The 17294-nt window shown below is 72.0% G+C and carries 13 protein-coding genes; 9 read left to right on the plus strand and 4 right to left on the minus strand.

Going from position 1 to position 17294, the window contains the following annotated elements; all coding sequences use genetic code 11:
- Window positions 1–105 precede the first annotated feature (105 nt).
- Together ACZ6SD_RS19965 and ACZ6SD_RS19970 are read right to left on the minus strand one after the other, a co-directional pair.
- Window positions 106–429, minus strand: coding sequence for an MGMT family protein (locus ACZ6SD_RS19965; RefSeq protein WP_465318443.1), 324 nt, complete (start codon window positions 427–429; stop codon window positions 106–108).
- 3 nt (window positions 430–432) lie between these two features.
- A complete protein-coding gene (locus ACZ6SD_RS19970) occupies window positions 433–1203 on the minus strand; it encodes an alpha/beta fold hydrolase (protein WP_465318444.1) in 771 nt (256 codons plus the stop codon).
- A 76-nt stretch (window positions 1204–1279) separates the two neighbouring features.
- On the opposite strand from ACZ6SD_RS19970, the gene ACZ6SD_RS19975 reads away from it, so the two are divergent.
- The 5 genes from ACZ6SD_RS19975 (at window position 1280) to ACZ6SD_RS19995 (ending at window position 10100) form a co-directional block, all read left to right on the plus strand.
- Window positions 1280–4468 (plus strand): ATP-dependent helicase, encoded by a 3189-nt coding sequence (locus ACZ6SD_RS19975; RefSeq protein ID WP_465318445.1) that lies wholly within the window; start codon window positions 1280–1282, stop codon window positions 4466–4468.
- A 66-nt stretch (window positions 4469–4534) separates the two neighbouring features.
- Window positions 4535–5092, plus strand: a complete 558-nt coding sequence (locus ACZ6SD_RS19980) for a Uma2 family endonuclease (protein WP_465318446.1) — start codon at window positions 4535–4537, stop codon at window positions 5090–5092.
- A 126-nt stretch (window positions 5093–5218) separates the two neighbouring features.
- Window positions 5219–5350: a hypothetical protein gene (locus ACZ6SD_RS19985; protein ID WP_465318447.1), complete on the plus strand. Its 132-nt coding sequence runs from the start codon at window positions 5219–5221 to the stop codon at window positions 5348–5350.
- 46 nt (window positions 5351–5396) lie between these two features.
- A complete protein-coding gene (locus tag ACZ6SD_RS19990) occupies window positions 5397–8717 on the plus strand; it encodes an ATP-dependent helicase (RefSeq protein ID WP_465318448.1) in 3321 nt (1106 codons plus the stop codon).
- Between the two features lie 54 nt (window positions 8718–8771).
- Window positions 8772–10100, plus strand: a complete 1329-nt coding sequence (locus ACZ6SD_RS19995) for a ribosomal protein L7/L12 (protein ID WP_465318449.1) — start codon at window positions 8772–8774, stop codon at window positions 10098–10100.
- A gap of 7 nt (window positions 10101–10107) precedes the next feature.
- Here the strand turns inward: ACZ6SD_RS19995 and ACZ6SD_RS20000 are convergent, their stop codons facing one another.
- Window positions 10108–10503, minus strand: coding sequence for a DoxX family protein (locus ACZ6SD_RS20000; protein ID WP_465318498.1), 396 nt, complete (start codon window positions 10501–10503; stop codon window positions 10108–10110).
- A gap of 117 nt (window positions 10504–10620) precedes the next feature.
- Here ACZ6SD_RS20000 and ACZ6SD_RS20005 point away from each other — a divergent pair, with 117 nt between their 5' ends.
- Complete coding sequence (locus tag ACZ6SD_RS20005) at window positions 10621–11685, plus strand: potassium channel family protein (protein ID WP_465318450.1); 1065 nt, start codon at window positions 10621–10623, stop codon at window positions 11683–11685.
- 57 nt (window positions 11686–11742) lie between these two features.
- The gene (locus tag ACZ6SD_RS20010) at window positions 11743–12165 is read left to right on the plus strand and encodes a hypothetical protein (protein ID WP_465318451.1); all 423 of its coding nucleotides are present in this window, start codon (window positions 11743–11745) and stop codon (window positions 12163–12165) included.
- Between the two features lie 6 nt (window positions 12166–12171).
- Here the strand turns inward: ACZ6SD_RS20010 and ACZ6SD_RS20015 are convergent, their stop codons facing one another.
- Window positions 12172–13332 carry a neutral zinc metallopeptidase gene (locus ACZ6SD_RS20015; protein WP_465318452.1) on the minus strand — a complete coding sequence of 387 codons (1161 nt, stop codon included), beginning with the start codon at window positions 13330–13332 and terminating at the stop codon, window positions 12172–12174.
- A gap of 154 nt (window positions 13333–13486) precedes the next feature.
- Here ACZ6SD_RS20015 and ACZ6SD_RS20020 point away from each other — a divergent pair, with 154 nt between their 5' ends.
- On the plus strand, window positions 13487–15226 hold the full coding sequence (locus ACZ6SD_RS20020; RefSeq protein ID WP_465318453.1) for a DUF2207 family protein: 1740 nt from the start codon (window positions 13487–13489) through the stop codon (window positions 15224–15226).
- 89 nt (window positions 15227–15315) lie between these two features.
- Window positions 15316–16599 carry a M16 family metallopeptidase gene (locus tag ACZ6SD_RS20025; protein ID WP_465318454.1) on the plus strand — a complete coding sequence of 428 codons (1284 nt, stop codon included), beginning with the start codon at window positions 15316–15318 and terminating at the stop codon, window positions 16597–16599.
- Window positions 16600–17294: the final 695 nt, after the last annotated feature.

The raw sequence follows: 17294 nt of genomic DNA on the forward strand, positions 1-17294 counted from the left end.
ACCCCCCCCCCCCCCCCCCCCCCCCCCCCCCCCCCCCCCCCCCCCCCCCCCCCCCCCCCCCCCCCCCCCCCCCCCCCCCCCCCCCCCCCCCCCCCCACCTCCGGCTCAGCTCTCGAACAGGCCCGGCTCCCTCGCCCGCACGGCATCGGCCCACCGGTAAGCCCGTAGATCGACCTTCTCGCCGTCCGCAAGCACGCCCTCGGCGCGCAGCCGCTCCAGTTGCTCCCGCGCCAGATGCGGCGCGGGCGTGCCGTTCGCCCGCAGGACTCGGTGCCAGGGCAGGTCGTGCCCGTCCTCGGACAGGATGCGCCCGACCAGCCGAGGCGACGGCGCCCGGGTGAGATCGGCGATGTCCCCGTAGGTCGCGACCCGGCCGTGCGGGATCGACCTGATCGCCGCCCGCACCCGCTCGTGCAGCTCCTCGTCCACCGGCTACGCCCCCGCGAACTCGGTCACCAGCGCGCCGATCCGGTCCGGGTCCTCCAGGTACACCATGTGCCCGCAGTCCAGGTCGACCAGGGAGAACTCGTCGGGCAGCGTCGACTCGCACGCCCGCAGGAACTCCGGGCCGACGAACTCCTCCCGCAGCGCCCGCACGACCAGCGTCGGCGTGCCCGGCGGGGGCAGCGGCGTGGCCCGGCACATCTCGCTCCACGCCGTGGCGTTGGCGGCGGGGCTGAACTTGGGCCGCCACTGCCCGTCGGACTCGGCCCAGGCCGCGTCGACCTCCTCGGCGATGACCTCGTCGGCCACCACCTCCGGCCAATCCGCGCGCTGCGCCTCGATCGCTTCCGCGCGGGTCGCGCACGCCTTCCCGGGTGCCTCGGCCCAGGCCAGCGCGTCCTTGGGCCGCACGCTCACCGCCGGGTCGAGCAGCACCAGCCGCCGCACCCGCTGCGGCGCCAGCCGGGCCAGGTGCAGGGCGATCAGGCCGCCGTAGGAGTGCCCGACCACCGGCACGGAGTCGAGCCGATGCGCGTCCAGCACGGCCAGCAGGTCGGCCGCGTGCTGCTCCAGCGTCCAGGGCGGCAGCCGCGGCGACTCGCCGCAGCCGCGCAGGTCCGGGGCGATCACCCGGAAGCTCGACAGCCCGCCCTCGGCGAGCCGCCGGAAGCGCGCGCCGTGACCGGTCACGCCGTGCAGTGCGAGCAGGGGCGGCGCGTCGTCGGGTCCGAAGACGCGCACGTGGAGTGGGTCGGCCATAGGCCGGATCATTCCATCCCCGGCGCTTGGGCGTGCCGCGTCCGGCGCACGGCGGCCCGCATGGTCCAATCCCGGGATGGCCGCCGGGAAGTCCCCGCTCGCGCCGCAGCTCGTCCGCCGACCTGCGGCGCCGCGCCGCACCACCCAGTGGGACGAGGACGCGCGGCGGGTCCTCGCCGGGGCCGACGGGTTCGTCCGGGTCTTGGGCGGCCCCGGCACCGGTAAGACGACGCTGCTGGCCGAGGTCGCGGCAGACCGCATTCTGCGCGGCGGGGTGGAACCGGAGCAGTTGCTGGTTCTTACCGCTAACCGTCGCGCCGCTACCGACCTACGGGGACGCATTACCGCGCTGCTCACCGACCACACCAACGACGGCCCTCTTCGCACTGTCCGTGAGCCTCTTGTGCGCACGGTGCACTCTTACGCCTTCGCGGTCCTGCGCATCCAGGCGATGCTGCACGACGGCCCCGGCCCCCGGCTGCTGTCCGGCCCCGACCAGGACGCGGTCATCCGCGAACTCCTCGAAGGCGACATCGAGTTCGGCGCGAAGCACTGGCCAGAACGGCTGCGGCCCGCGCTGGGCGTGCCCGGGTTCGCCGAGGAACTGCGCGACCTGATCCTGCGCGCCGCCGAACGCGGCCTCGGGCCGGAAGAACTCATCGAACTCGGCGAAGCGCGGGGCCGCGACGAGTGGGTCGCCGCAGGCCGGTTCGGCCGCCAGTACGAACAGGTCACGCTGCTGCTCGGCGGGTCGGACAGCGCCGTCGCGCACACCAGCGCCCCCGCCCTCGACGCGGCCGAACTGGTGGCGAGCGCCCTGCTGGCGTTCCAGACCGACGACGAACTGCTCGCCGCCGAGCGCGCCCGCGTCCGCTACCTGCTCGTCGACGACGCCCAGCACCTCGACCCGCTGCAATACCGGCTGCTGAGCGCACTCGGCCGCGCCGCCAAGGAGTTCGTGCTCGCGGGCGACCCCGACCAGGCCGTGTTCACTTTCCGCGGCGCCGACCCCCGGCTGCTGCGCGACGCCGACCCGGCGGCGGGCACAGTCGTGCTGCGCACCGGGCACCGGATGGCCCCCGCCGTGCGCAAAGCCGTGTCGCACCTGGCCGCGCGGCTGCCCGGCGGCGGGCCCCGGCGCGTCGACAAGGGCCGCGACCAGGGCGGCACGGTCACCGTGCGGCTGCACCCGTCCGCGGCGGCCGAGGCGAGCTGGGTGGCCAACCAGCTACGGCGCGCGCACCTGATCGACGGTGTCCCGTGGGCGGACATGGCCGTGCTGGTGCGCTCGGCCACCCGCTCGGTTCCCGTGCTGCACCGCGCTTTGGCCGCTGCGGGGGTGCCGGTGGCCGCGCCCGGCGACGAGCTGCCGCTGGCCCAACAGCCCGCGGTGCGGCCGTTCCTGGCGCTGCTGCGCTGCGCGGCCGTGCCGTCGCTGCTCGACCCGACGATGGCCGCGACGCTGCTGTCCTCGCAGCTCGGCGGCGCGGACCCGTTGGCGCTGCGGCGATTGCGGCGCGGGCTGCGGCGGCTGGAGCTGACCTCCGGCGGCGACAAGTCCAGCGACGACCTGCTGGTCGAGGTGATCGAGGACGAAGACCGGCTCAGCGCGCTCGCCGACGCTGAGGCGGGCCCGGTGCGGCGCGTGTCGGCGCTGCTCGCGTTGGCGCGCAAGGGAATCGCCGAGGACGCGGGCATCGAGCAGATCCTCTGGGACCTCTGGCAGGCCAGCGGGCTGGAGGCGCGCTGGGTCGGCGTCGCGGCGCGCGGCGGCCCGGTCGGCGCGCAGGCCGACCGCGACCTCGACGCCATCGTCGCGCTGTTCCACGCCGCGCAGCGCTACGCAGAGCGGCTGCCCGGCTCCGGGGTGGCGGGCTTCGCCGATCACCTGATCAGCCACCGCATCGCGGGCGACACCCTCGCGCCCACCGCCCCCCAGGGCGACGCGGTCGCGGTCCTCACCGCGCACGCCGCCGTCGGTCGCGAGTGGACAGTGGTCGCGGTGCCGGGCGTGCAGGAGGGCGCGTGGCCGGACTTGCGGCTGCGCGGGTCGCTTCTCGGCGTCGAACGGCTGGTCGACGTTCTGTCCGGTGTGGACAGCACCGACCAGCTCTCGGCCACCGCGCCGCTGCTGGCCGAGGAACGCAGGCTGCTGCTCGTCGCCGCGTCCCGCGCGCGCGGGAAGCTCCTGGTGAGCGCCGTGCGCGGCGAAGAGGAGCAGCCGTCGCGGTTTCTGGCCGAACTCGCCGGAGCCGAAACCGTCGACGGCGAGCCCGACACTCCCGTTCCGATGGCCGAGCCCGAGCGCGCCCTCGTCCTCGCCGACCTGGTGGGCGAGCTGCGTCAGGTCGTGTGCGACGGCGCCGCCGACCCGGCCCGCAGAAGTCTTGCCGCACGCCAACTCGCCCGACTCGCCGCAGCGGGCGTCCCCGGCGCCCACCCGGACGGCTGGTACGGCCTGCCCGAGCTGTCGAGCCTGGAACCCTTGCGCGGCAAGGACGACCCGGTCCGGGTGTCACCGTCCACTGTGGAAATCCTGGCCAAATGCCCGCTGCGCTGGGTGGTCGAACGCCACGGCGGCCAAGACCCGGCCGAACTCGCCGCGATCACCGGAACTCTCGTCCACGCCCTGGCGCAAGCCGCCGCCGCGGGGGCGAGCCGCGAGGAGCTGATGCGGGAACTGGACGTCGCGTGGGCGGCGGTTGACGCGGGCGCCCCCTGGTTCTCCCGCCGCGAGCGCCAGCGCGTCCGCGCCATGGTCGACACCTTCCTGACCTGGATGAGCGCCACCCGCGCCGAACTCACCCAGGTCGCCGTCGAGCAGGACATGACGGTGGACCTGCCGGACGGCATCACCGTCCGCGGTCGCGTGGACCGCCTTGAGGTCGACGCCGAGGGCCGCCCGGTGATCATCGACATCAAGACCGGCAAGGCCCCCATCAGCGCCAACGACGCCCAAGAGCACCCCCAGCTGGCGGTCTACCAACTTGCCGTCGCCTACGGCGCCTTCGCGGACCTCAGCCGCGACCCCGGCGGCGCCCGCCTGCTGTACGTCGCCAAGGCGAACCGGAAAACCGGCGCGACCGAACGCGCCCAACCCCCCGTCCGCGGCGAGGCGGTCGACCGCTGGCTCAAGATCGTCCGAGACGCCGCCGCGTCGACCGTGGGGCCGGAGTATTCCGCTTTCGAGAATCCGGATTGCCCCCGCTGTCCAGTGCGCACAGCATGCCCACTTCATCCCAGCGGCCGTCAAGTCACCGAATAACCACTCGAACGTGTGATCGACTGGCGCGCGCCCCAATTCACGCCTTTTCGGGAGTAGATTGGCCCCATGAGCAAGAATCCCGCCCACGACGAACGGCGCCTCTACACGGTGCAACAGTTCGCATCGCTGCCCACGGATCGCTCGCACCGATACGAACTCAGCAGAGGCGTAGTCACCGTGAGCCCCCGTCCGATACCCCCGCACTCCTCAGTGCTGCATGACCTGTACTCGCAGATCCGCCCACAACTGCGGTCCGACCTCCGCGTATACGGCGAGATCGACGTGGACCTGGAGTTGACGCCGCCGGTGGTGCGCGTCCCCGACCTGTGTGTCACCTCGGCCGACGCCTGGACAGGAAAGGGGATGGTGAAAGCGGGCGCGTTGTTCGTCGCGGTCGAGATCCTGTCTCCAGGTTCTCGGGCAATAGACAGCCTCTTAAAGCCGTTGGACTACGCGGAAGCGGGAATCCCGCAGTACTGGCTTGTCGATCCCGAGTTGCCAGTCACTATGACCGTTTACACGCTCATCGATGGCCACTACGAGGAATCTCAGCGCGCCGAACACAAGTTGACCGTCGCCGACCCGTGTCCGATGACGATCGACCTGGACTCTCTCGGCGCCTGAGTCCACGATCGTCAGATGATCATTTTCAGGGAGGTAGATTGACCGCTGTGTGCTCGCACCCCGACCCCCGGTCTCGGCCCACCCGGGAAGAGTTCCGGGCGTCGCCTGCGGGCTTCGATCCTGCGGGTGCGGCGTGCGGTTCCGCTGGCCGGGTGCGTGGCGTGGCTCGCTGCGGGCTGGCTTCCGCTGGTCGGGGTTCTGCTGGTCGGGTTTCTGCTGGTCACGCTTGGGTTCTTGGCAGGGGCGCGGGCGGCCTGAGTGACCGACATGGGCTGTGGGGAGACTCCTGGTCGGTGGTGGGGGCGTGAGTCTTCCCCTGCCGGGGCTGGCGCTGGTCAGTCCGCGCGAGCTTGCCCAGGAACTCGGTCTGCCGCCGCCCACGCGGGAGCAGGCTGAGGTGATCGCCGCGCCGCCTGATCCGGCTCTGGTTGTCGCCGGGGCGGGGGCGGGGAAGACCGAGACCATGGCTGGGCGGGTCGTCTGGCTGGTGGCCAACGGGCTGGTCACGCCGGAACGGGTGCTGGGGCTGACCTTCACCCGGAAAGCCGCGCGGCAACTCGCCGACCGGGTTCGGTCGCGGTTGCGCAGACTGGCCGGGGCGCGGTTGCTGGACCGGCTTGATCCGAGCGGGGAGCGGCGGGCCGCGGTGTTCACCGGGGAGCCGACGATTCTGACCTACCACGCCTACGCGGGGCGGTTGGTCGCCGAGCACGGGCTTCGGCTGCCGGTCGAGCCGGGGGCCCGGCTGCTCACCGAGACCGCGTCCTGGCAGGTCGCGCACCGGGTGGTGTCCAGTTGGGGGCACGACCTCGACACCGACTACGTGCCCGCCACCGTCACCCAGCACGTCCTCGCCCTCGCTGGCGAGCTGGCCGAACACCTCGTTGACGAGGAATCGCTGCGGCGGCACGCCGAGGGGATCTGCGCGGCCATCGAGAACGCGCCCAGGGCCAAGGGGCAGCGCGCCGAGCCGTCGCAGGACTTGCAGAAGGTGATGGTCGCCCAGCGGTACCGGGTGGCCCTGCTCCCGCTGGTCGCCGCGTACGCCGACCGCAAGCGCCGGGAAGGGGCCATCGACTTCGGCGACCAGATGTCGCTCGCCGCGCGGCTGGCCGCCGGGCACGCGGAGGTGGTCGCGGGGGAGCGGGCCCGGTTCGGGGCGGTCCTGCTGGACGAGTACCAGGACACCGGTCACTCCCAGCGGGTGCTGCTGCGGTCGCTGTTCGGCAGCTCGCTGGAATACCCCGACGCCGAGCCGATGCCGGTCACCGCTGTGGGCGACCCGGCCCAGGCGATCTACGGCTGGCGCGGCGCCAGCGCGGCCAACCTGCCCCGGTTCACCACCGACTTCCCGCAGAAACACGGCGGCAGACGCCAGCCCGCCACCCGCTACGGCCTGCTCACCAGCTTCCGCAACCCGCCCGAGGTGCTCGACCTCGCCAACGCCGTCTCCACCCCGCTGCGCGCCTTCGGGCTGGAGGTGGACGAGCTGCGCGCCCGCGACGGCGCGCCGCCCGGCGACATCCGGCTCGCCCTGCTGTCCGATGTGGACACCGAAGCCCAATGGGTGGCCAACCAGATCGCCGACCGGTGGCACGCCGCCGTCGAGGAACGGGACAAGCCGCCCACCGCGGCCGTCCTGGTCCGGCGGCGGGCCGACATGGCCGAGCTGGCCACCGCCCTGCGCGAGCGGGGCCTGCCCGTCGAGGTCGTCGGGCTCGGCGGGCTGCTGGACGAACCCGAGGTCCGCGACCTGGTCAGCGCGCTGCGCGTGCTCATCGACCCGCTCGCGGGCACCGCCGCCGCCCGCCTGCTCACCGGTTCCCGCTGGCGCATCGGCGCCGCCGATCTCGCCGCCCTGTGGCGGCGCGCCGGCAGCCTGGCTGGCGCGTATTCCGACCAGCCCGCCGACCCCAGCGCCCTGGACGCGCTGCCCGGAGAAGGGGCGGAACAGGCGGGCCTGGTCGACGCGATCGATGACCCCGGCCCCCCGGAGCCCTACTCCGAACTGGGCTACCAGCGCATCCGCGCCCTCGGCCACGAGCTGACCATGCTGCGCCGCAGGCTCGACCAGCCGCTGCCCGAACTCGTCGCCGACGTCGAGCGCACCATGCTGCTCGACATCGAGGCCACCGCCCGGCGCGGCGGCGCTGGCCGCGCCCACCTCGACAAGTTCGCCGACGTCGTGGCCGACTACGCCCAGGCCAGCCCCTCGGCCAGCCTGTCGGCGCTGCTCGACTACCTCGCCACCGCCGAAAGCGCAGAAGACGGCCTCGAACCGGGCGAGGTCGAGGTCGCCGAGGACCGCGTGCAGATCCTCACCGTGCACTCGGCGAAGGGCTTGGAATGGGAGATCGTGGCCGTGCCGAACATGGTCGGCAAGGTCTTCCCCAGCGCGCGACGCGGCGGCAGTTGGCTGCGCACGGTCACCGAGCTGCCCGCCGACCTGCGCGGCGACGCCGTCGACCTGCCGAAGCTGAACCTGTCCGGCGCGGCCAACCGCAAGGAAGTCGAGGTCGCCCTCACCCTGCACACCGAAGAGTTCGCCGAGCGCGGCCTGATCGAGGAACGCCGCCTGTTCTACGTCGCGCTCACCCGCGCCGAGCGGACCCTGCTGGTGTCCGGGCACTGGTGGGGCCGGACAAGCTCGACTCCAGCGGGTCCCTCGGAGTTCCTGACCGAGCTCGCCGACTACGTGACCGCCCGGAAGTGGCCCTCGGACGTCCTCGACGTCTGGGCGCCCGAACCCGAGGAAGGCGCGGAGAACCCGCTGGCCACGGCCGTGAAGTCCGCGCGGTGGCCCGCTGATCCGCTGCGCGACCGCCGCTCGGACGTGGCCACCGGTGCCGCGCTGGTCCGCGCCGAACTGGCCGCCCTGCGCGAGGGCGAAGAGGCCGCCGACCCCCCGGACGACCCGGACGGCTGGGTCCGCGACACCGACGTCCTCCTGGCCGAACGCGCCGCCGCGTCCGCCCGCCGCGAGCAGGTGACCCTGCCCGACCAGCTTTCGGTCAGCCAGCTTGTCGAACTCGCTGCCGACCCGGAGGCCCTGGCGCGCCGACTGCGCAGGCCGCTGCCGTTTCCGCCGAACCCGGTCGCCCGGCGCGGCACCGCGTTCCATGCCTGGCTGGAGAAGCGGTTCGGCTCCCGCGCCCTGCTCGACCTGGACGAGCTTCCCGGCGCCGCGGACGACGACGCCGCCCCGGACACCGAACTCGACACGCTGCGCGAGGCTTTCCTGCGCAGCGACTGGGCCGGCCGCACCCCGCACGACGTCGAGGTCCCGTTCTCCACCGAGATCGACGGCGTCGCGGTCCGGGGCCGCATGGACGCGGTTTTCCTCGACCCGGACGGCGGCTGGACTGTCGTGGACTGGAAAACCGGCCGTGTCCCAGAAGACGACCGTCTGCCCGCCCTGACCGTGCAGTTGGCCGCTTACCGTCTCGCGTGGGCGGGACTTTCCGGCGTCCCGTTAGACAAGGTTCGCGCCGCTTTCCACTACGTGCGCCACGACACCACTCTGCGTCCCGCCGACCTCTTGGACGCGGACGGCCTACGCGCCCTGTTGCGGTCCGTGCCCAACCGGTCCGAACCCAACCGGTCCGAACCCAACGCTGTCACGTAACAGCCCCTATCTCGACGCGATCTACGATGAGGTATCCGGACTGGGGGAGGTCGTGTGTCGTTTGGCATCCGCAATGACGAACCGGCGATCGAGGACGCGCTGGACCGCGACAAGATCGCCCTGGCGCTCGCCAACGCGGTCCAGATCTGCGACACCCCGCTTGTCGTCGGCCTCTATGGCTCGTGGGGCAGCGGTAAGACCTCGCTGATGAAGCTGGTCCAACGGCATCTCGACAGGACTGACAACTGCGTCACCGTCTGGTTCGACGCCTGGCAGCACCAGTTTGACGAGAACCCCGCCGTCGCCCTCCTGCACACCATGGTCGAAGAAGTTGGGCTCGGCGAAGAGGGCCGCAAACTGCTCTACGCGATCGCGGGCGCGCTGAGCAACGCGGCGCTCAAGGCGATGACCCTCATGTCGGCGGCCACCGACTTCCGCAAGTTCGAGGAGAAGTACGAGCAGGAGCGCTTCCTGGTCCGCGAGAAGCAGGTGCGGCTGCGGCAGCACTTCGAGGAACTGCTGGGCAAGGTCACCAACAACGGCGAGATCCGGCTGGTGTTCTTCATCGACGACCTCGACCGCTGCGTCTCCGAGCACATCCTCAAGACCCTGGAGGCGCTCAAGCTGTTCCTCAACATGAAGGGCTGCGTCTACGTCCTCGGCGTCGACCGCGAGGCGCTGGAGCGCAGCATCCGCCACCGCTACGGCGACGAGGACGTGAGCGAGGCCCAGTACCTCGACAAGATCGTCCAGGTCCCGTTCACCATCCCGCCGGTGACCGCGGGCTCGACCACCGGTTTCGTCCGGTCCCTGCTGACGCGTGAGCTGCACGACATCGCCGAGGACATCGTGGCCGGGCTGGGCACCAACCCGCGCCGGATCAAGCGGTTCGTCAACTCGTTCATCCTCAACGACGAACTCGCCAAGCAGACCTTCGCCGCGACCCACTACGACGCCAAGATCCTGGTCGCGCTGCTGGTCGTGCAGTACCAGCGGCCCGCGTTCTACAAGGAGATCGTGGACGGCCGCGACGTCCTGCTCGCGCCGACCGACACCAACGCGCACCTGTTCGCCGACCCGGCCGTGCACCGGCTCAGCGAGGTGGTCAAGGCCGACCCCGGTGGCCTGGACGCCTACATCTACCTGTCGCAGGTCGCTGGCGTGCGGCCGACGGAGTTCGACGTGCGGGTCACCCAGGTCGGCGAGTTCAAGATCAACCTGGTCAAGGTCGTGCGCGAGCACAACAACATCAGCCTCAAGGAGGCCAAGGACATCGTCGAGGCGGGCACGCCCATCCTCGCGGGCACCGGTCTCACCCGGGAAGCCGCGGAGGACCTGCTGGAGAAGGTCCTCGGCACCGGCAGCCGCGCCGAACTGGTGTGAGCGCGGGTCAGGCCGAGTCGCGCACCCGCAGCGCCCACGCGACCAATGGCCACTGCAACGGCAACCGGCCCCACGCGACCGCCCGCGCCACGGCGGGCTTTCCCGCGCGCTGGTAGTCCAGCGCCATCTTCACGTTCCCCGGAAACACCCCGATGAACAGCAGCGCGGCCGCCAGCGCGCCGAGCCGCCGCGTCCTCGGCACCGCCACCGCCAGCCCGCAGGCCGCCTCCGCGACGCCCGACAGGTGCGTCCACCGCCGCCGCCCGCCGGGCAGCCACTTCGGGACCAGCGTGTCAAACGGCTTGGGGACGGCGAAGTGCAGCGCGCCCGCCGCGCCGAGCAGGACGGCGAGCGCGACGGCGCTGCGCGAATCGGTTGGCGAATCGGTCGGGGATTCGGTCATGGCCATGCCGCCACAATGTCACGCCGGGACCGGCGCGGCGATGAGCCTCACCACACCCGCCGCGGCGGGTGCGGCTAACCTCACGCGCGTGAGCCGAATGATGTTGGGACGCTCCCGGTGATCCGGCCCAAGCGCAAGACCGACAGCCTCACCGAGCGGGCCGAGCACGACCTGGTGGGCGTCATCCGGATGCCCGAGAGCAGCGTCAGCCCGGTCACCTCGATCGTCCGCCGGGTCATCTGGGCGATGCTGGCGCTGTTCGCCGCCGTCCTGATCGTCTACCTGGACCGGGACGGCTACCGGGACGTCAACGACGACGGGATCTCGTTCCTCGACGCGGTCTACTACGCCACGGTCTCGCTGTCGACGACCGGCTACGGTGACATCACCCCGGCAAGCGATTCCGCGCGGCTGATCAACATCTTGGTGATCACCCCGCTGCGCATTCTGTTCCTCATCGTGCTGGTCGGCACCACCCTCGCGGTGCTGACCGAGCGCTCACGTCAGGCTTTCAAGATCCAACGCTGGAGGTCGAAGGTGCGGGACCACGTGGTGGTCGTCGGCTACGGCACCAAGGGCCGCTCGGCGGTCAGCGCCGTGCTCTCCGACGGGGTCGAGCCCAGCCGGATCGTCGTGGTCGACACCGACCAGGCCATGCTCGACGCGGCGTCGCTGCTCGGCCTGGTGACGGTGCACGGCTCCGGCACCCGCTCCGACGTGCTGCGCGTCGCCGGGGTGCCGCGCGCGAAGTCGGTCGTGGTCGCGGCCAACCGCGACGACTCGGCGGTGCTGATCACGCTCACCGCCCGCGAGATGGCGCCGAACGCGCAGATCGTCGCCGCGGTCCGCGAAACCGAGAACGTGCACCTGCTGCGCCAGTCCGGCGCCAACCAGGTCGTGGTCTCCAGCGAGACCGCTGGCCGCCTGCTCGGCATGGCAACGCACACCCCGACCGTGGTCGACATGGTCGAGGACCTGATCACCCCGGACGCGGGCCTGGCGATCGCCGAGCGCGAGGTCGAGCCGAGCGAGGTCGGCGGCTCGCCCCGGCACCTGCCCGACATCGTGCTGGGCATCGTCCGCGCCGGGACCCTGCACCGCGTCGACTCCTCGGAGGCCGACGCCATCGAGTCCGGCGACCGCCTGCTCTACATCAGGAAAGTCACCCCGGCGTCCGACTGATTCACCCGGTAGGCCGCAGGGTGGCTGGTATTCGCCTCTGTCTGCGACCATCCGGAGGTGCGCGTCCCGTTCGCCGTCCAAGCGTCTGCCCTCAAGCTGGCGGGCGTCGCGGTGTTCAGCGTCCTGGTCGCGCTGGTGTTCGCGTTCGCGGGCGCTTTCCGCGACTGGTCGGCCGCGCCCGAGCAGCCGGTGACGGTGTCGGCGACCGTCCTCATCGGGGTGCCGTGCGCCCGCGCGGGCGTCGAGCAGGTCGCCTACACCCTCGACGGCGTCGAGCACCACGCCCCGCTGGACGCCTGCGGCCACGAGCAGGGCGAGACGATCGAGATCACCCTCGGCGCCGGGGAGACCGTCCACTTGGCCCAGGCGACCTCGGGCGCCACGCTCGACGCCCGGCCGGTCGGGGTGGTCCTGATGGTCTTCGCGGGCATGGCGGGCGCCGGTTTCGCCGAGCTATACCGACGCCGTACGCCCGCCTAAGAGCCGTTAAGAGACGTCGGCGGAGTTGGCCGCCCAGGTGTTGCACGGCGCTGTCCGATTGTTGGTAAACCCGTGTTCCTGCCACGCGCCGTAGTGCTGCGGAGAACCGTGGTCGGGCGGCGCGCCCTGCTTCCAGTCGCCTCGGGTGTAGCCGTCGGCGAGCATCTCGCGGATCACCTTGTCGTTGATCGACGCCCCGCCATGCTGCCCGCCCGCGAACCACATGCCGCCGAAGCACTGCGCCTGCAACTCCGAGCGCCGGGACAGCTCCAACCCGAGCGCGGTCTGGTCGCCCGCCTCGTACCGGGCGTCCCAGTAGGCCGAGTTCACCCCGGACAGCTCCTGGATGTGGTGGCCGAACTCGTGCGCGAACAGCGCCAGATAGTTGCCGGTCGCGGTGCCGTTGGTCTCGGTCTGCAACCCCTCGAACGGCATGTAGATCGTGTTGTTGCTCGGGCAGTAGAACGCCGCCCAGGTCGCCTGGCTCGCCGAGCCGCACGGGCTCTCCCAGGTCGTCCCGCCGGGGAACTCCAGACCGGGGGTGAAGTACGGCAGGCCCGCCCGCTGCATCGCGGGCGCCCAGCCCTGCTCGAAGCACGGCAGCGCCGCGGTGAAGAACGCCTGCGCGGACTGCGGGTCACTGCGCCACGCGGGCAGGTTGCAGGTGACGGCGTTGACCCCGTTGCTGGCGCTGAACAGCGGGTTGTCGGCCAGCGTGTAGACCGGCTGCGGGCCGGTCGGGGTGGCGCTGGTGGTCGTGGTCGTCCGGTCCGTCGTCGTCGTGGTGGTCGCCGACGTCGTCGTGGTGGTCGTGGTCCGCGTAGTGGTGGTCGTCGTGGTCGAGATCGGCGCGTAAGTGCTGCTCGGATAGTCGTAACCGGTGTCGCTAGACGAGCGGCTCTTAGCCGCCGACCGGAGCACCCCGGTCACGGCGACACCCGCGATCAGCAGCACCACCAGCGAGAGCGACACGATCAGGCCGGTGTTCGACTTGGGCCGCATCGGCGGACCCCACCCCGGCGGCGGACCGCCATAACCGGGTGGCGGACCGTAGCCGGGCGGGGGCGGCGGGCCGTACGGGCCGGGGAACGGCGCGGTCCCCTGTGGCGGGTGGTAGCCGGGGGCGGGCGGCATCGGGCGCGCCATCGGCGGCGGGGCCACCGGCATCGGCGGCGGATACGGCCCGTGTGGACGCCAGGGCCCCATCGGCGGCTGGTTCATCGTTCCCCCGCTGTCATCGTTCCCCCGTGTCAAGATCCCGATCGGGCAGTTTGCCCAGACCGCGGGTGAGCATATGGGCGCTCGGCTATCGTTCGCTGCCGTGTTCACGAATTGGGGGGTCGCTGCGGCGACAGCGGCGGCGGGCATGGCTCTCGCGGCAGGTCAGCCGTCGTTTCCGTCGCCGCCGCCGAGCGCGCCGAGCATCGAGTTTCCGGTGCCCAAGCCCGGTCCTACCGGCTCGGCAACGCCGCCGACCATCGATCCGATCCCGCCAAGTGGACGCCCGGGCAGGCCCGCGCGTCCGCCGGGCGTGGGGCAGCCGGTGCTGCCGCGCAGCGTGAACGTGCAGCTCAAAGTGGAGCGCGACGGCAGCCTGACCGTGCTGGAACAGGTTGTCGTGCAGGCCAAGCAGACGATGACCCGCACCGCGCCGCTGCGCATCGGCGACCGCGTTTTCGCCGTACGGAACGCCTCCGTCGACGGGAACGGCACCGCCGCGGTCAACGGTGAGACGTTCGTCATGTCGTTGGGCGAGGGCGCGTCCACGGTCAAGTACACCGTGGACGGCGCCATCGCCGACCTCGGCGACCGCCTCCAGTTCCGCTGGCAGGTCGCGGGCGGCTGGGACACCAAGCTGGTGTTCCTGCGCGCTTCCCTGCTGACCCCCAAGCGCGGGTCCAACTTCGTCTGCCTCGCCGGTCCTTCCGGCACCGAGGACCGCTGCGACTCCGCGGTCACCGACGAGGGCGGCATCCTGCGCGTCGTCCAGTCCGATCTGGACACCGCCGCCCGCGTCGACCTCGCCGCCGACCTGCCCGCGGGCCTCGTCCCGGCCAACGCGCGGTTCGAGCGGGCCGAGGGCGCGGCTGGCCCGTTCGCGCTCACCCCGCTCAGCGGCGCCGGTCTTGGCCTGCTGACGCTGCTGCTGCTCGGCGGCTTCGCCGCGCTCTGGCTGGCCCGGGGGCGCGACGCCAAGGCGCTGGTCACCGAGGTCGCGCCGGTCGACCTGCTGGCCAGAGACGGCGACCGGGTCACCTTCGCCTCTCCGGACGGTGTGCTGCCCGGTCAGGCGGGCACGGTTGTCGACGAAAAGGTGGACGCGCGGGACCTCAGCGCGACCGTGGTCGACCTCGCGGTGCGCAACTACCTGTGGATCACCGAGTCCGGCGGCGACTGGCAGATCGTGCGCCGCAACCCCGCCGACGACTCTCTTACCTCTTACGAGCGCGCGCTCTACGACGCGCTCTTGCCCAACGGCGTCGAGTCGGTCACCCTGTCCGCCTTGCGCACCACCCCGCCGGATCTCGCGCCCGTGCGTTCCGCGCTCTACGCCGACGCGATCGGCCGAGGGTGGCTGGGCAGGCATCCGGACAGCTTCGGCCGGTGGGGCGTCGCGGGCGCGGCCGTCGTCGTCCTCGGCGCGGCGGCCACGGTGCTGCTCGCGCTCACCGGCGGGCCCGCGCTGCTCGGCGTCGCCCTGGTCATCGGCGGCGTCGCGCTGATGCTCGGCGCGCGTCTTATGCCGGTGCGGACCCAACGCGGCAGCGTCCTCGTGCAACAGGTCCGCGGTGTCTTGGGCTACCTGCGTGAGGCCCGCCCGGACGCGGCGCCCGTCGCCGACCGCGAGATGGTCTTCTCCCGGTCGCTGCCTTACGCGGTCGCGTTGGGGGAGACCGAGCAGTGGTTGACCCGCTTCGCGGACCTGGACTCCTCGGCCGACGGCACACCCGGCATGTACTGGTACGCCACCCAGGACGAGGCCGCCGCCCGCGACCACCGGCGCTTCACCGCCCAGTTCCAGGCGTTCCTGGCCGCGCTTGACGAGGTCTGCGCCCGCTGAAACCCCGCTGACCAGCCATGATCCGAAGTTATCCACAGGCGAACACCGTGCGCTGTCCGCCTGTGGCCGACCTCCCGTAGGCTCGCCCTGTGACCGTTTCCCAGCTGCACAGGCACACCCTGCCCAACGGCCTCCGCGTCGTTCTCGCCCCCGACTCGACCTCACCGGTCGTCGGCGTCAGCGTGCACTACGACGTGGGTTTCCGGTCCGAGCCCGAGGGCCGGACCGGCTTCGCGCACCTGTTCGAGCACCTGATGTTCCAGGGCAGCGAGAGCCTGGAGAAACTGGCCCACTTCCGGCACGTGCAGTCCTCGGGGGGCACGTTCAACGGCTCCACCCACCCCGACTACACCGACTACTTCGAGGTCCTGCCCTCGGCGGCGCTGGAGCGCGCCCTGTTCCTCGAAGCGGACCGGATGCGCGCGCCGAAGCTCACCGAGGAGAACCTCCGCAACCAGATCGACGTGGTGAAGGAGGAGATCCGGCTCAACGTGCTGAACCGCCCCTACGGCGGCTTCCCGTGGATTCTGCTGCCCCCGGTGCTGTTTGACACCTTCCCCAACGCGCACAACGGCTACGGCGGCTTTGAAGACCTCGAACAGGCCACGGTCGCCGACTGCGCCGCGTTCTTCGACACCTACTACGCCCCGGCGAACGCTGTCCTCACCGTCGCGGGGGACTTCACCGTCGAGACTGCCCTGGCGCTGATCGAGAAGCACTTCGGCGACGTCCCCGCCCGCCCGCGCCCCGAACGCCCGTCGTTCGCCGAGCCGCCACCGGCCGCCGAGATCCGCGCCGACCACCCCGACCCGCTGGCCCCGCTGCCCGCGGTCGCCATCGGCTACCGCATCCCCGACCCGATCGATGAGATCGACTCCTACATCGCCTACCTGGTCCTGGCAGGCGTCCTCACCGACGGCGACGGCTCCCGCCTCCAGCAGCGCCTGGTGTACGGCGACCAGTTGGTCACCGAGGTCAACGCGGGCTGCGGCATGTTCGGCCCCTTCGAGGCCCGCGACCCGGACACCTTCACCATCACCGCGATGCACACCCCCGACGTCGACGTCGACACCGTCCTCGCCGCCATCGACGAGGAGCTGGACACGCTCGCCAGCACCCCGCCCGCCCCGGAGGAACTGGCCAAGGTCACCGCCCGCTGGGCCGCCAGCCTCCACAAGGAACACGACCGCATCGTCAGCCGCACCCTGGCCTTGGGCGCGTTCGAACTCCTCTACGGCAACCCGTCCCTGGTCTACGAACTCCCTGACCGCATCAGCGCCGTGACCCCCGACGCCGTCGCCGCCGCGGCCAAGGCCCTCCGCCCCGACTCCCGCGCCGTCCTCACAGTCTCCCCCGCCGGAGACACCGAATGACGCCACCCGCACCCCCGACCCTCCACCGCCCCACGCACTCCCGCCCCACCACCCCCAAGCCCCACCCCGGCAAGCCCCCCACACCGCCCCACGGTGCACGGTCCACCGCCCAGACGACCACCGCCCAGCCCGCGGTCCCGCCTCCCGCCGCCAGCCCTGCCAGCGCGGCTGGGCTTGCCAGCGCGGGTGGGCCTGCGAGCGTGGGTGGGCTTGCCAGCGCGGCTGGGCTTGCGAGAGCCGCTGGGCCTGCGAGGGCCGCCGGGTCGCCCGGCGCGACTCGGTCCGCGGTGGGGGCGCGCGTCAGGGAGTTTGCGGTTGTGCTGCGTGCTGCCAGGGTCACTCCGCCGCTGTGCTGGGCCGGGTTGGCTGCGACGGCCAGCGTTGCCGGGTCGCCTGGCGCGATTCGGTTCGCTGTCGGTTCGCGCGTCGGGAAACTGCCGGTTTCGGCGTGTGCTGTCGCCGAGGTGACCGCGTCGCCGCGTGGGCTCGGTTTAGTCGCGTTGGCTAGTGCTGCCGGGTTGCCTGGTGCGGCTCGGTTCGGTGTTGGTTCGCGCGTTGGGGGACTGTCGGGTTTGGCATGTGCTGTTGCCGGGGTGACCGCGTCGCCGCGTGGGCTCGGTTTAGTTGCGTTGGCTAGTGCTGCTGGGTTGCCTGGCGCTACCCGGTCCGCTGTCGGGCCGCGCGCCAGCAGTCTT

The sequence above is a fragment of the Actinokineospora sp. NPDC051303 genome (genome assembly GCF_055586285.1).

Coding starts and splice junctions, on each gene's coding strand:
- ACZ6SD_RS19970 (WP_465318444.1), bottom strand. CDS start 1,203: ATGGCCGACCCACTCCACGTGCGCGTCTTCGGACCCGACGACGCGCCG.
- ACZ6SD_RS19975 (WP_465318445.1), top strand. CDS start 1,280: ATGGCCGCCGGGAAGTCCCCGCTCGCGCCGCAGCTCGTCCGCCGACCT.
- ACZ6SD_RS19980 (WP_465318446.1), top strand. CDS start 4,535: ATGAGCAAGAATCCCGCCCACGACGAACGGCGCCTCTACACGGTGCAA.
- ACZ6SD_RS20000 (WP_465318498.1), bottom strand. CDS start 10,503: ATGACCGAATCCCCGACCGATTCGCCAACCGATTCGCGCAGCGCCGTC.
- ACZ6SD_RS20015 (WP_465318452.1), bottom strand. CDS start 13,332: ATGCCGGTGGCCCCGCCGCCGATGGCGCGCCCGATGCCGCCCGCCCCC.